Origin of the sequence: Pseudolysinimonas sp. (genome assembly GCF_031389465.1) — a bacterium.
Taxonomy (GTDB): domain Bacteria; phylum Actinomycetota; class Actinomycetes; order Actinomycetales; family Microbacteriaceae; genus Pseudolysinimonas_A.
This window is the reverse complement of record NZ_JANMSQ010000169.1, coordinates 1-13,826: the sequence shown is the minus strand read 5'-3', so window position 1 is coordinate 13,826 and position 13,826 is coordinate 1. Positions and strand designations below refer to the sequence as shown.

General features: G+C 67.7%; 10 protein-coding genes, 1 tRNA gene and 1 pseudogene. 8 read left to right on the top strand and 4 right to left on the bottom strand.

What is annotated here, in order from left to right; genetic code table 11:
* Both RMO30_RS06685 and RMO30_RS06680 read left to right on the top strand, forming a co-directional pair.
* On the top strand, positions 1–1,398 hold a 1,398-nt coding region (locus tag RMO30_RS06685; RefSeq protein WP_309711093.1), incomplete at its 5' end, for an ATP-binding protein.
* The gene (locus RMO30_RS06680; RefSeq protein ID WP_309711090.1) at positions 1,395–2,084 is read left to right on the top strand and encodes a response regulator transcription factor; all 690 of its coding nucleotides are present in this window, start codon (positions 1,395–1,397) and stop codon (positions 2,082–2,084) included. The genes RMO30_RS06685 and RMO30_RS06680, both read left to right, overlap by 4 nt.
* Here RMO30_RS06680 and RMO30_RS06675 read toward each other — a convergent pair.
* The 3 genes from RMO30_RS06675 to RMO30_RS06665 all read right to left on the bottom strand — a co-directional run bounded on the left by RMO30_RS06675 (position 2,081) and on the right by RMO30_RS06665 (position 5,140).
* The gene (locus RMO30_RS06675; RefSeq protein ID WP_309711087.1) at positions 2,081–3,010 is read right to left on the bottom strand and encodes a DUF389 domain-containing protein; all 930 of its coding nucleotides are present in this window, start codon (positions 3,008–3,010) and stop codon (positions 2,081–2,083) included. The two genes, RMO30_RS06680 and RMO30_RS06675, sit on opposite strands and share 4 nt — an antisense overlap.
* A 4-nt stretch (positions 3,011–3,014) precedes the next feature.
* Positions 3,015–5,003, bottom strand: coding sequence for an amino acid transporter (locus tag RMO30_RS06670; protein ID WP_309711085.1), 1,989 nt, complete (start codon positions 5,001–5,003; stop codon positions 3,015–3,017).
* A 64-nt stretch (positions 5,004–5,067) separates the two neighbouring features.
* Positions 5,068–5,140, bottom strand: a tRNA-Val gene (locus tag RMO30_RS06665).
* 39 nt (positions 5,141–5,179) lie between these two features.
* On the opposite strand from RMO30_RS06665, the gene RMO30_RS06660 reads away from it, so the two are divergent.
* Positions 5,180–6,001, top strand: a complete 822-nt coding sequence (locus RMO30_RS06660) for an ion transporter (RefSeq protein ID WP_309711082.1) — start codon at positions 5,180–5,182, stop codon at positions 5,999–6,001.
* 38 nt (positions 6,002–6,039) lie between these two features.
* Positions 6,040–7,938, top strand: coding sequence for a clostripain-related cysteine peptidase (locus RMO30_RS06655; RefSeq protein ID WP_309711080.1), 1,899 nt, complete (start codon positions 6,040–6,042; stop codon positions 7,936–7,938).
* Positions 7,939–8,080: 142 nt separating this feature from the next.
* On the opposite strand, the gene RMO30_RS06650 is transcribed toward RMO30_RS06655, so the two are convergent.
* Positions 8,081–8,554: a peroxiredoxin gene (locus RMO30_RS06650; RefSeq protein WP_309711076.1), complete on the bottom strand. Its 474-nt coding sequence runs from the start codon at positions 8,552–8,554 to the stop codon at positions 8,081–8,083.
* A gap of 187 nt (positions 8,555–8,741) precedes the next feature.
* On the opposite strand from RMO30_RS06650, the gene aceE reads away from it, so the two are divergent.
* From aceE to RMO30_RS06630, 4 genes and pseudogenes are all read left to right on the top strand, one after another.
* A complete protein-coding gene (gene aceE / locus RMO30_RS06645; RefSeq protein WP_309711073.1) occupies positions 8,742–11,483 on the top strand; it encodes a pyruvate dehydrogenase (acetyl-transferring), homodimeric type in 2,742 nt (913 codons plus the stop codon).
* 31 nt (positions 11,484–11,514) lie between these two features.
* The gene (locus tag RMO30_RS06640) at positions 11,515–12,702 is read left to right on the top strand and encodes a helix-turn-helix domain-containing protein (RefSeq protein WP_309711070.1); all 1,188 of its coding nucleotides are present in this window, start codon (positions 11,515–11,517) and stop codon (positions 12,700–12,702) included.
* A gap of 98 nt (positions 12,703–12,800) precedes the next feature.
* Complete coding sequence (locus tag RMO30_RS06635) at positions 12,801–13,715, top strand: ACP S-malonyltransferase (protein ID WP_309711067.1); 915 nt, start codon at positions 12,801–12,803, stop codon at positions 13,713–13,715.
* 10 nt (positions 13,716–13,725) lie between these two features.
* Positions 13,726–13,826 (top strand): annotated as a pseudogene (locus RMO30_RS06630) (3-oxoacyl-ACP synthase); the annotation flags it as partial.

Genomic DNA, 13,826 nt, shown 5'->3' with positions numbered 1-13,826 from the left:
GGTGCCGCGCTCTCCTGGCGTCGGCGGCTCGCCGGATTCCTCATCACGGTCAGCGGGCTCCCGTTACTCACCTGGGGCTTGCATTCCGTTCGCACCGACGAGTCGATCACGAGCGACGTGCTGGCGTTCCAGCTGCTCGTCGTCATCGTCGCACTGGTCGGCGGCATCTGGCCCGCGCTGGTCGCGGCCGTCGCGGCCGGAATGCTGCTGAACTTCTTCTTCGTCGACCCGCTCTACACGATCACGATCGCCAATCCGCTGCATCTGCTCGCGCTCGTCATCTTCGTGGTCGTCGCCGTGCTGGTGAGTTTCGTCGTCGACCAGGCTGCGCGGCGGCTTCGGGCGGCTACCCGGTCCGCGGCCGAGGCCGAGGTGCTCGTCGCCGTCGCGGGGAGCGTGCTCGGCGGCGAGGACGCCGTGCAGGCCCTCGTCACGCGGCTGCGCGAGTCTTTCGGGATGACGAGCGTGCTGGTCCGTCAGGACGGCGAGATCCTCGCGTCCGCGCGCGATCCCGAGATCGCCGACGACGACGACCAGGAGACCACGATCCCCCTCGGTCGGCATGCCAATCTCTACCTTCGCGGTCGCCGCCTCACCACCTCCGACCGCCGCATCCTCGGGGCGTTCGTCTCGCAGCTCGCGACCGCCCTCGAACAGCGTCGTCTCCAGGCCGAAGCCGCTGGGGCCCGCCCGCTCGCCGAGGCGGACAAGCTGCGCAGCGCGCTGCTCGCCGCGGTCGGCCACGATCTGCGCCGGCCCCTCGCCTCCGCGACGGCCGCCGTGACTTCGCTGCGCAGCGAAGACGTGCACCTCGACGACAGCGACCGCGCCGAGCTCCTCGCGACGGCCGATGAGAGTCTCGAGGCACTGGGCACGCTCGTGACCGACCTGCTGGACGTCAGCAGGCTTCAGGCCGGGGTACTCGGGGTCACCCTCGACGACGTCGAACTCGACGGCTCGGTCGGCGGCGCGATTGACGAGCTCGGTCTCCCCCCTGGCCGGATCGCGCTCGACCTGCAGCCGGTGCGCGACGTGCGGGCGGATGCCGTGCTGCTGCAACGCGTCATCGTCAACCTCGTGGCCAACGCGCTCCGATTCGCACCCGAATCCGCACCGCCGCTCGTCGCCACGAGCGAGCACGGCGATCGAGTCCAGCTTCGTGTCATCGACACCGGTCCCGGCATTCCGGAGGAGAGGCGCGAGGATGTCTTCGTGCCCTTCCAGCGTCTCGGCGACACCGACAACTCGGCCGGTGTCGGCCTGGGTCTCGCCCTGTCCAAGGGCTTCGTCGAGGCGATGGGGGGCACCCTCGAGGCCGAGGACACCCCCGGCGGCGGGCTCACCATGGTCGTCGAACTCGCAGCCGTCGAACTCGCAGCCGTCGAGGCCGCGGAGTGAGAGTTCTCATCGCCGACGATGATCCGCAGATTCTGCGCGCACTGCGGATCACCCTCGGCGCCCGGGGCTACGAGGTCACCACGGCGCCCGACGGACAGGCCGCACTCGACGCTGCCGCCCGAACGCATCCCGAACTCGTCGTCCTCGACCTCGGGATGCCGGGATTGTCGGGAATCGAGGTCATCCAGGCGCTCCGCGGGTGGACGACGGTGCCCATCCTGGTGGTCTCCGGGCGCACAGAGTCGTGGGACAAGGTCGCGGCGCTCGACGCCGGCGCTGACGACTACGTGACGAAGCCGTTCGCCGCCGACGAGCTGCTCGCGCGCATTCGGGCACTCTCCCGACGCACCCCTGCCGCTTCTGGCGAGCCCGTGGTCTCCTTCGGCGAGGTGGTGATCGACCTGGGTGCCCACATCGCGACCCGAGGCGGCTCGGCGGTGCGCCTCACCCCGACCGAGTGGCGGCTGCTCGAGGTGCTGCTGCGCAATCCGGGGCGGCTCGTCACGCGCGAGACGCTCCTCACCGAAGTGTGGGGTCCGCAGTACACCTCCGACACGGGCTACCTACGCCTGTACCTCTCGCAGCTGCGCAAGAAGCTCGAGCCCCTCCCGGCGGCGCCCCGCTACCTGGTGACCGAGTCCGGGATGGGTTACCGCTTCGTCCCGGATGACGCCGAGCGGCCCTAACCCCGAGGGCGGCGACGCCTGCCCGACAAGAGGGTCTGCACCCACAGGGTCGCGACGCCTGCGACCAGGATCCCGAGCAGGTTGATGCCGAGCTGCACCCCCGAGGCTGCGGCTTCGTCCCAGGCGCCGACCGCGAGAGTCAACGCGATGGTCGCGGCGGCGGGAACCGTCGTGATGGAGATGAAGACGCCGACGAGCGCCGACGACTTGGCGGAGGTGAGCGACAGGATGCCCGCGCAGCCCGCCAGGAGCGCGACGATGAACGACCAGATGTCGGGCTTGACGATGAACTCGGTCTGCTCTCCCGTCGTCGCAAGAACCGGGTCGATCGCCCCGGCGAGATAGGCCACCGCCCAGGCGACCGTCGCGAGAACGATGGCGATCACGAAACCCGCGGTGAGCGTCACGATCGCGGGCCGCAACATCCCGGGTCTGCGGCGTACCAGCGCGACGCAGATCGCCGACAACGGCGCGAACTCTGGGCCCACGACCATCGCTCCGATGATGAGGATGGGTTGGTCGAGGTAGCGTCCGATGCCGGCGATGAGCGTCGCCAGGATGAGGAAGGCGAGAAACGACCAGGAGAGCCTCGAGTCGTCGCGTGCGCGGTTCTCGACCCCCTCCCAGATGACACCGTCCGAGGGATGCCCGGGCGATCGACGCTCGGCTCGCGCCGCCGAATCGCCCAACACCTCGACCGCTTCGCTGATTGCGATCGACCCCGCTTCCACGACGCCGAGGCCACGGAGCCCGTCGAGCACAGGGTTGGCAGCCTCGCGTGCGACGTCGAAGAGCACGAGATCGCCTCCGCCGTCGACGGCGGCACCGCGCAGCAACGCGACGTTGGCGACCGCCGGGTCGCCGGTGATCCGTTCGACGACGGCGTCGCAGACGTGCCGGGGTGCAGTCACGCGGACGTGCAGCATCCGCTCACCCGCCCACGTGGATGATCGGCCGGTCGTCGGGATCGGCATCGACCTCGCGCAGGATCTCCCGCACGACCGGGGCGGTGTCGCCGCGCCCGAGCAGCAGATAGCGCATCAGGTGGAAGACCGGGTTGCCCTCCGACCACTCGAAGTACGCGTGCGGTCTCACGTCGGTGGCATCGCGGATCGCGATCAGGATCGCCGCGATCGCGTTCGGCACGGCCGGGCTCGCCGCGCGCAGCACACGGTGGCCGTCGACGGCGACGCCCTCGACGGTGATGACCTCGCGGAACTCGGACGGGTCGATGACCTCGATCTCGAGGAACAGGATGTCGGCACGCCCGGGCACCGGGTTCATCCGCCGCTGCGTCTTCTCTTTGTCGAGGTACTCGGCCCGGTCGCCGGCCTGGCGGCGGTTCGCGACGATGTTGATGCGCCCGTCGTGCCGCAGCGACCCCTCGATGAACCCCCGTGCGGCCTCGTCGAACTCGACGGTCTCCGCCCGGATCTCGGTCGAGCGACTGATGCGCGAGACCAGCGACACCGCGACGATTCCGAGGATGAACATCCCGGAGATGGCGATGCCGTCCGGCTTCTCGATGATGTTCGCTCCGAGGGCATAGCCGAGTACGAGCGTGACGACCGAGAATCCGATGATCGCGGGTGTTCTCTTCTGCCGGATGGCGGCGATGAGTACGGCGACCGCGGCCGACACCATCATCGCGAGGATCCCCGTCGCGTACGCACCCGCCTGGGCGTCGACATCCGCCTGGAAGGCGATCGTGATGACGATGCTGATGCCGGTGTAGACGAGCACGACCGGTCGAACGGCCCGCGACCAGTCCGGTGCCATCCCGTAGGTCGGCAGGTAGCGCGGCACGATGTTCACGAGCCCCGCCATCGCCGAGGCCCCGGCGAACCAGAGGATCAGGATGCTGCTCAGGTCGTAGGCGGTGCCGAATACCGGGCCCAGGAACTCGTGGGCGAGGTAGGCGAGGGCTCGGCCGTTTGCCTCGCCGCCCGGCTCGAACTCCTCGGCCGGGATCAGCAGCGTCGTGACGAACGTGCTGGTGATCAGGTAGGCGCTCATGATGAGCGCGGCCGTCGTCAGCAGCTTCTTGGTGTTGCGGATGCGCGCCGCGAGCCGCGCCTCCTTCGTGGCACCCTTCTCGGCGATGAGCGGCATCATGCTCACGCCGGTCTCGAATCCCGACAGCCCGAGCACCAGGAGCGGGAAGGCGATGAGCGTCGTCACGACGACGCCGCCGATGCCGCCGGTGTCGCGTACCAGGGCTGCCTGCCAGTCCACGATGGCCTCGGGGTGCAGAACGAGCTGCGTGATGCCCAAGCCGATCACCACGGCGTTCAGAGCGAGGAATGCCACCACGAGTGGGATCGCAACGTTGACCGCCTCGGTGAACCCGAGCAGGAACACCCCGCCGAGGATAACGAGGAGGGCGACCGTCACGGGAACCTGGAGCCAGCGGAGACCCTCGGGGACGATCGGGTTCTCGAGCAGATGCACCGAGGCGTCAGCGGCGGACAGCGTGATCGTGATGATCCACGAGGTCGCCACGAAGCCGAGGAGGATCAGGACGAAAATCTTGCCGCGCCAGAACGGCAAGAGTCGCTCGAGCATCGCGACCGAACCCTGACCGTGCGGGCTCTCTTTCGCCACCCGGCGGTACATCGGGAGCACGCCGAAGAGCGTGAGGGCGACGATGAGCAGCGTCGCGAGCGGCGAGAGCGCCCCGGCGGCGAGCACGGCGATCGCCGGCAGGTAGGACAGGGTCGAGAAATAGTCGACGCCGGTGAGCGCCATGACCTTCCACCACGCGCTCTTCGAACGGGTGTGTTCGTCGCTCTCTGGGCCAACGGGCTGCACGGCGTCCTGCAACAACCAGCGGGCGAACGGTGACGACGCCCCTCGACGGGGGATGCGTCCCGCAACTTTCGCCGGGAACTCGTAGTTCTGCCAGTCTTTGCGCTCCACGTCGCCCCTTCTCGCGGCCTCTCATCCTGCCACGCGAGCTCGGGCCGAGCGGAACGCGGGATAGTGGGCCCTGAGGGACTCGAACCCCCGGCATCCTCGGTGTAAACGAGGCGCTCTACCAACTGAGCTAAGAGCCCGCGACGAAGCGATGCTACCGGTCGCTCTAAGGTGTCGGCATGAGAGTCGCACGCGAACGCGTTCGCGCCCTTGTCGAGTCGAAGCCGTTTCAACGCGCAATCATCACGCTGATCGTGCTGAACGCGATCATCCTCGGCCTGGAAACCTACCCGGCGGTGGTGGATGCGATCGGGGAGGCGCTGACGATCGTCAACGCCGCCATCATCGGCATCTTCGTCGTCGAGATCACGCTGCGGATCTTCGCGCACGGCCTGTCGTTCTTCCGCAGCGGCTGGAACCTGTTCGACCTCTTCGTCGTCATCGTCGCACTCATCCCGGCTGGCAGTGAAGCCGGCGTCCTGCGCGTGCTGCGGCTCTTGCGTGTGCTGCGACTGTTGTCGGCCGTGCGGTCGATGCGCCTCGTGGTGACCGCACTCGGCGCATCGATGCCGGGGATCGCGTCGATCGGCGCCTTGCTGTTCATGTTGATCTACGTCTTCTCGGTCGCCGCGACCACGTTGTTCGGCGCTCAGAACCCCGACCATTTCGGCGACCTCTGGGTATCGGGAGCTTCCCTCTTCCGCATCATGTTCGGCGACGGCTGGCCCGATTTCGTGGCACCGATGGCCTTCGATGCTCCGTGGATCTGGGGCTTCTTCATCGTGTTCACGATCGCGGCCTCGCTCATCGTGCTGAACCTGCTGATCGCGGTCGTCGTCGAAGCGATGGACCGCATGAAGATCGCCGACATCGACGAGGCCCTCGAGGAAGACAAGGCTCTCGACGAGCGCATTCTCGAAGAGCTGGCGGCGCTCCGTGAACAGGTCTCCCGATTGGAGGCCGCGACAACGAAGCGCGGCCTCGACAGACCAGTATCCTGAGCGAGCATCACCCCAACGTGGACGAAAGAGGCAGACGGATGGCGCGATCCCGGTTCTCCAGAACCCTGTCGGCACTTGGCGCGGGCGTGCTCGCAACAGCCGGGCTCACTGCGTGCATCGGCACCCCGGGCGGCATCCAGGCCCCCGACAGCTGGACCATCATCAGCTACCAGATCGCCGACACCAACCTCGAGCCGTTCATGATGGACGACGTCGAGGAGATGGGCCTCGTCGGCTCGCAGCCGGGCTTCAACCTGATCGCCCTGGTCGACCGCGCCGAGGGCTACACCGACACCTCGGTGCTCGGCATCCCCGACTGGACGGGCGCGAAGCTTCTCGAGATCGAGAAGGGCGGTGCCACCGAACTCGCCGATTACGGCCCGATCAATACCGGTGACCCCGACGTGCTCGCCGCGTTCATCCGCGAGACCATCAGGGCGTACCCGGCGGCGAACTACGGGCTCGTCATCTCCGACCACGGCGCCTCGTGGCCGGGCGTCGGCGGCGACGAGTCGCACGACAACGACTCGCTCACGCTTGCCGAACTCGACCAGGCGATCGGCCAAGGCCTTGAAGAGGCCGGGGTCGACAAGCTCGCTCTTCTCGGGTTCGACGCGTGCCTGATGGCGACGTTCGAGGTCGCCTCGACCATGGCTCCGCACGCCGACCGGTTGGTCGCGTCGCAGGAACTCGAACCCGGCCACGGCTGGGACTACACCGCCTTTGAGGCGGCGTTCCGCGGAGCGACGGTCGACGAACTCGGCTCTGCGCTGATCGAGGGCTTCCGCAACCAGGCGCTCGCGTCGGGCACCGAGAACGAAATCACCCTCTCGCTCGTCGACCTCGAGAACTTCGCGGTCGTCGACGAAGCGGTCTCGACATTCGCGGCGGCGCTCACCGAACGCGTTGCCGACGTCGCACCGACAGTGGGCCGCACGCTCGCCCAGACCCTCGGCTTCGGTACCAACCCCGACCCCCGCTACGACACCCACATGAAGGATCTCGGCATCCTCGCCGGCGAGATCAGCGTCGACGCTCTCGACGTTGCCGACGAAGCGGATGCGGTCGTGCGCGCTGTGAACGACGTGGTGCTCGACCGGGTCGACGGGCAGGCGACGCGCGGCGCCACCGGTCTCTCGATCTACTTCCCGCCGAACGACGGGGTTTACAACCCCGAGTACGCGGCCGTCGCGGAGCGCACCGGCTGGGCCGACTTCCTCACCACGTACTACGCCGAGGGCGGCCAGATCGACGCCGGCGACCTGCCCGACTTCATCTCCAACGACGCGATCGTCGAGTTCGCCGACGGCGGACTCTACGTGTCGGGTCAGTTCGGGGCGGGCGCCGAGGCCAACATCTCGGAAGCCTTCCTCTACTACGGCATCCTCAACGGCGACGGCACGATCAGCTACATCGGCGAGCGTCCGGCCCACGTCTCGACCGATGGTTCGGGCGTCGCGAGCGCGTTCTACGACCTCGGGTACCTGTCGCTCAGTGACGGCGTCGACACCTCGCTCGCGTACCTCGCGTACTCGCAGGACGAGAACGCCGGCACAGCGAGTATCAGTGTGCCGCTCGACTACTACGACTCCAGCAACAGCGAGGCGGTCAACGGCCTCCTCGAACTCGGGCTCGATGCGGCGACCGGCACGATCGTCTCGGAGACGTACTACGCGTACAACCCCGACACGGGCACCTACGGCGAGCTCTCCGTGCAGGCGGACGGGCTCATCGTGCCGCTCGTGCAGGACTACAACCCGGCGACCGGCGAGTACACCTGGGTGCCCACGAGCGACGTCGGGCTGTACGCCGAACTCGCGAACCTGCAGTACCCGATCGATCCGCTGCCCTCGGGCACGCAGCTCGTCGTGGAACTCTGGGTCATCGACTTCGGGGGCAACGCGGCCTACGTCAGCGCACTCGTCACCGTTCCGTAGGTGTGGCTTTCCGTTTTCAGGAAGCTATGGGACGGATGTCATCTTCCGTTGCTGGTGAGCCCACGGGAGATGACTTCCGCCACTCGCGCCCCACAAGTTCCTGAAAACCGGGAAGCGACCCCGGGGCTCAGACGGCCGGAGCTCAAACGGTGAGCGGGCGCACTTCGTCGAGCGCCGAGCGATATTCCTCGATCGAGCGCGGCTCGCCGGGGGCGGTGATGAACGAGGCGCGGATGACGCCCTTGACGTCGATCACGAAGGTCGCGCGATTCGCGAAGCCCTTCTCCTCGAGGAAAACGCCGTACTCCTTGGCGACGGCACCGTGCGGCCAGAAGTCGGCGAGCAGCTGGAAGTCGTAGCCCTCCTGCTCGGCGAACGCCCGCAGCGTCGCCTTCGAGTCGACCGAGATGCCGAGCAGTTCGACCTCGTGATCGGCGAACATGTCGAGGTTGTCGCGAAGCGCGCACAGTTCGCCCGTACACACTCCCGAGAAGGCGAGCGGGAAGAACACTAACGCGACTGGCTTCACCCCCCGGAAGTCGCTGAGCCGCACGTGTTCGCCGAATTGGTTGGCGAGATCGAAGTCGGGTGCTTGCGTGTCGTTCTCGAGAGCCATTGCTGCTCGCGCTTCCTTTCGCCACCAAACGTGGGGTCCGGTGGTCCAGCGCACGATCATACGCCTCAGAAACCGCAACGGCTGCGACAACTAGAGTGGAGTCGCGCTTTGCGCGGCGGTCCACAAGATCGCACCCTCAAACCACCCGCACGCTCTACCAGCGTCGAACACTTTTGTGAGGTCATCGGTGCCCATCCACGACCAGGACCCGTACTCGGTGAACCACATCGATCAGGACCCGGACGAGACCGCCGAATGGCAGGAGTCGCTCGACGCTCTCGTCAGCGCCAAGGGTCGCGGTCGCGGTCGCGACGTCATGCTGAGCCTCCTCAAGCGGTCCAAAGATCTGCAGCTCGGCGTGCCGATGGTGCCGACGACCGACTACATCAACACGATCGCTCCCGAGAACGAGCCCGAGTTTCCCGGCGATGAAGAGATCGAGCGCCGCTACCGCGCGTGGATTCGCTGGAACGCCGCGATCACCGTGCACCGTGCGCAGCGTCCCGGCATTGCCGTCGGCGGCCACATCTCGACCTACGCCTCGTCGGCCGCGCTCTACGAGGTGGGCCACAACTGGTTCTTCCGCGGCCACGACCACCCCGGCGGCGGCGACCAGATCTTCTACCAGGGCCACGCCTCCCCCGGCATGTACGCCCGGGCGTACCTCGAGGGCCGGTTGACCGAGGACCAGCTCACCGGCTTCCGCCAAGAGAAGTCGCATCCGACCGGCGGCCTGTCGTCGTACCCGCACCCGCGGCTGATGCCCGAGTTCTGGGAGTTCCCGACGGTCTCGATGGGGCTCGGCCCGATCAACGCCATCCATCAGGCGCAGGCGAACCGCTACCTCACCAACCGCGGCATCAAGGATGCCTCCGACCAGCATGTCTGGGCGTTCCTCGGTGACGGCGAGATGGATGAGGTCGAGAGTCGCGGCGCCCTCCAGTGGGCCGCGAACGACAAGCTCGACAACCTGACGTTCGTCATCAACTGCAACCTGCAGCGGCTCGACGGTCCGGTGCGCGGCAACGGCAAGATCATCCAGGAGCTGGAGTCGTTCTTCCGCGGTGCCGGCTGGTACGTCATCAAGGTCGTCTGGGGCCGCGAGTGGGACGACCTGCTCGCGAAAGACTCGACGGGCGCGCTCGTCAATCTGATGAACGTCACGCCCGACGGTGACTACCAGACCTACAAGGCCGAGTCGGGCGCCTACGTGCGCGAAAACTTCTTCGGCCGCGACCCGGTGACCGCGGAACTGGTCAAGGATCTGACCGATGACCAGGTCTGGAACCTCAAGCGCGGCGGTCACGACTACCGCAAGGTCTATGCCGCGTTCAAGGCGGCGACCGAGCACACGGGACAGCCGACCGTCATCCTCGCCAAGACCGTCAAGGGCTATGGGCTCGGGCCGTCGTTCGAGGGTCGCAACGCGACCCACCAGATGAAGAAGCTCACGCTCGACAACCTGAAGCAGTTCCGCGACGAGATGCGTATTCCGATCACGGATGCCCAGCTCGAGGCCGACCCGTATCAGCCGCCGTTCTATCACCCGGGCGCCGACGACGAAGGCATCCAGTACCTGCAGGAGCGCCGCCGCGAACTCGGCGGTTACCTGCCGGAGCGCCGCTCGAAGTACACCCAGATCACGCTGCCCGGCGACGACGTCTATGAAGACATGAAGAAGGGTTCCGGCAAGCAGCAGGTCGCCACGACGATGGCCTTCGCGCGACTGCTCAAGGACCTGCTGCGCGACAAGGGGATCGGTCAGCGGGTCGTGCCGATCATTCCGGATGAGGCGCGCACGTTCGGTATGGACGCCTACTTCCCGACAGCGAAGATCTACAACCCGAACGGCCAGCACTACACCTCGGTGGACCGCGAGCTGCTTCTGGCCTACAAGGAGAGCCCGCAGGGTCAGATCATCCACACGGGCATCAACGAGGCCGGCGCGTTCGCCGCCTTCACTGCGGCCGGCACCTCGTATTCGACCCAGGGCGAGCCGCTCATCCCGGTCTACGTCTTCTACTCGATGTTCGGCTTCCAGCGCACCGGCGATGCAATGTGGGCTGCTGGCGACCAGATGGCACGCGGCTTCATCATGGGCGCCACGGCGGGACGCACGACCCTGACCGGCGAGGGCCTGCAACACGCCGACGGCCACTCGCACCTGCTCTCGTCGACCAACCCGGCCGTCGTCTCCTACGACCCCGCTTACGGCTACGAGCTCGGGCACATCGTGCGTGACGGCCTTGATCGGATGTATGGCACGGATTCTGAAGGCCGAGCCCATCCGGATCCCAACGTCATGTACTACATCACCGTCTACAACGAGCCGATGCAGCAGCCGGCCGAGCCGGAGAACGTCGACGTCGAGGGCATCGTGAAGGGCATCTACAAGCTCAAGGCGGCAGAGGGCTTCGGTCCGAAGGCGCAGATCCTTGCGTCGGGGGTCGGCATCCCGTGGGCGCTCGAGGCGCAGGAGATCTTGGCACGCGACTGGAACGTGGCAGCGGATGTCTGGAGCGTCACGTCATGGACCGAGCTGCGTCGCGACGGCCTGGCCGCCGACGAGCACAACTTCCTCCACCCCGAGCAGTCTCCGCACGTCCCCTACCTCTGGCAGAAGCTGCAGGGCGCGGAAGGGCCGTTCGTCGGAGTCTCTGATTTCATGCACGCGGTGCAGGACCAGATCCGGCCGTTCGTGCCCGGCGAATACCTCACCCTCGGTGCCGATGGCTTCGGCTTCAGCGACACGCGTGCAGCCGCTCGCCGGTTCTTCAAGATCGACGGGCCCTCGATCGTCGTGCGGGTGCTGCAGTCGCTCGCCCGACGCGGTGATGTCGCCCCGGATGCTCCCGCTCAGGCGATCGAGCGCTATCGGCTGCACGACGTGACGGCGGGTACTTCAGGATCGGCCGGCGGCGAGAGCTGATGTCTCCAGCGGCCCCCGCCGCGGTGGCCTGATGGCAGCCCCGCGCACCAAGCAGCAAACTCTCGCCTGGCTGCGGACGCTGTCGGGCGAACTCTCGACGGCGACCCTGAAACGCCTCGAGGACACTCTGCCGTGGTACCGCGACATGCCCCCGGGCCGCCGCAGTGCGGTCGGGCTGGTCGCCCAGGCGGGGATCACGAGCTTCATCTCCTGGTACGACGACCCGAAGTCGATCCCCTGGATCGCGGCGGATGTCTTCGGCGCTGCGCCGCGCGAACTGCTGCGCTCGGTGAGCCTGCAGCAGACGCTGCAGCTGATCCGGGTGACGGTCGAGGTCGTCGAGCAGCGGGTGAAAGACAGCGAGGAGAGCCTGCGCGAAGCGATCCTGCTGTACTCGCGCGAGATCGCATTCGCGGCCGCCGACGTCTACGCCCGAGCCGCGGAAGCCCGCGGCTTGTGGGATGCCCGCCTCGAGGCCCTGGTGGTCGACTCGATCCTGACCGGCGAATACGACTCGGAGTTGCCGAGCCGCATCGCCGCTCTCGGCTGGAACGGGCATGGCGAGGTGAGCGTGCTCGTCGGCACAGCGCCCCGCATGCTCGACGTCGACATGCTGCGTCGCACGGCGCGGCATCTCGAGGCCGACGTGCTCATCGGGGTTCAGGGCAGCCGCCTCGTCATCGTCATCGGCCGGGTCGATGCCCTCGAGGGCGAGTCGATCACCGAGCCCCGCGCGTTCTTGGAGATCGCGGCCGAGCTCGAACCGGGATTCGGTCCCGGCCACCTCGTGCTCGGGCACGCCGTGCCATCACTGCTCGAGGCCGCCCGCAGCGCGAAGGGCGCCCTCGCCGGGTTCGCTGTCGCGCGCGCCTGGCGCAACGCCCCGCGGCCCGCACTCGCCGATGATCTGCTGCCCGAACGAGCCTTCGCGGGTGACCCGCTCGCCCGCTCGACCCTCATCAACCGCATCTATCGGCCCCTGCAAGACCACTCGACGGAGCTGCTCACGACGCTGTGGTGCTACCTCGACAACGGCCGCTCTCTGGAGGCGACCGCGCGCGAGCTGTTCGTGCATCCGAACACGGTGCGCTACCGCCTCAAGCGCGTCTCCGAGGTCATCGGCTACGACGCAACCGGCGCTCGCGAGGCCCTCATCCTGCAGGCCGCCCTGGTCGTCGGGGCCATCGCTGGGTCGCCGAAGGCGAACTCGGACCGCTGAGCCGCCGCGGCCGCTCGTAGGAATCGCCCAACGATCGCCCAGATGCTTGGTCGGAACCGGCGGGTCGAGCGCCCCGGCGCCTGGCAGGATGGTCTCTCGTGAGTGTCGTCGTCGTTGCCCCCGGCCAGGGATCGCAAACCCCCGGATTCCTCGAACCCTGGCTTGCCGAGCCCCGATTCGCCGAACACCTCGGTGCCCTCGCAGAGGCTGCCGGGCTTGACCTCGTCGCGCACGGCACGGTCTCCGATGCGGACACCATCCGTGACACGGCGGTCGCTCAGCCCCTGATCGTCGCGGCGTCGTTGCTCGCCTTCAGTGCGCTTGCCGGCCACCGGGATCGTCTCGCGGGCGTCGCGGGCCATTCGGTCGGCGAGTTCGCCGCAGCAGCTGCCGCCGGCATCCTCACCGAATCCGACGCCCTCGCCCTGGTACGCGAACGCGGCAGCGCCATGGCGCAGGCGGCGGCGCTCGAGGCGACCGGCATGAGTGCGGTCATCGGCGGCGAAGAAGGCGAACTGCTCGCGAAGCTGGATGATCTCGGCCTCTCCCCCGCGAACTACAACGGCGGCGGGCAGCTGGTTGTCGCGGGCGACCTCGGTGCTCTCGCCCAGCTCGCCGACAACCCGCCCGCCGGGGCGCGAGTCATCCCGTTGCAGGTCGCAGGCGCCTTCCACACGCGCTACATGCAGCCCGCCGTCGATCGCCTCCGAGCCGCCGCAGCGAGCGTCGCCGTTGCCGACCCCGCGACGACCATCTGGACCAACAGCGACGGGTCGGCGGTTTCCTCGGGCGCGGCTTTCGTCGACCTGCTCGTCGGACAGGTCGCCAACCCGGTGCGCTGGGACCTCTGCATGGCGGCGTTCGAGAAAGCCGGCGTCACCGGCCTCATCGAACTCGCCCCGGCCGGCGCCCTCGTAGGCCTCGCCAAGCGCGGTCTGAAGGGGCTACCGACGGTGGCCGTGAAAACGCCCGATGACATCCCGGCAGCCATCGCGCTGATCGAGCAGAGCTGACAAGGATCGAATGACCACCCTGAAGCAGGCCGAAGGGCCCAAGTACACGCGCATCCTGTCGTTCGGAGCCGCCCGCGGCGACCTGACGGTGCCGAACGACGACCTGGTCGG

Excerpts from the sequence above, each read along its gene's own strand:
- RMO30_RS06660 (WP_309711082.1), top strand. The coding sequence starts at position 5,180 with ATGAGAGTCGCACGCGAACGCGTTCGCGCCCTTGTCGAGTCGAAGCCG.
- RMO30_RS06675 (WP_309711087.1), bottom strand. The coding sequence starts at position 3,010 with ATGCTGCACGTCCGCGTGACTGCACCCCGGCACGTCTGCGACGCCGTC.
- RMO30_RS06650 (WP_309711076.1), bottom strand. The coding sequence starts at position 8,554 with ATGGCTCTCGAGAACGACACGCAAGCACCCGACTTCGATCTCGCCAAC.
- RMO30_RS06640 (WP_309711070.1), top strand. The coding sequence starts at position 11,515 with ATGGCAGCCCCGCGCACCAAGCAGCAAACTCTCGCCTGGCTGCGGACG.
- RMO30_RS06655 (WP_309711080.1), top strand. The coding sequence starts at position 6,040 with ATGGCGCGATCCCGGTTCTCCAGAACCCTGTCGGCACTTGGCGCGGGC.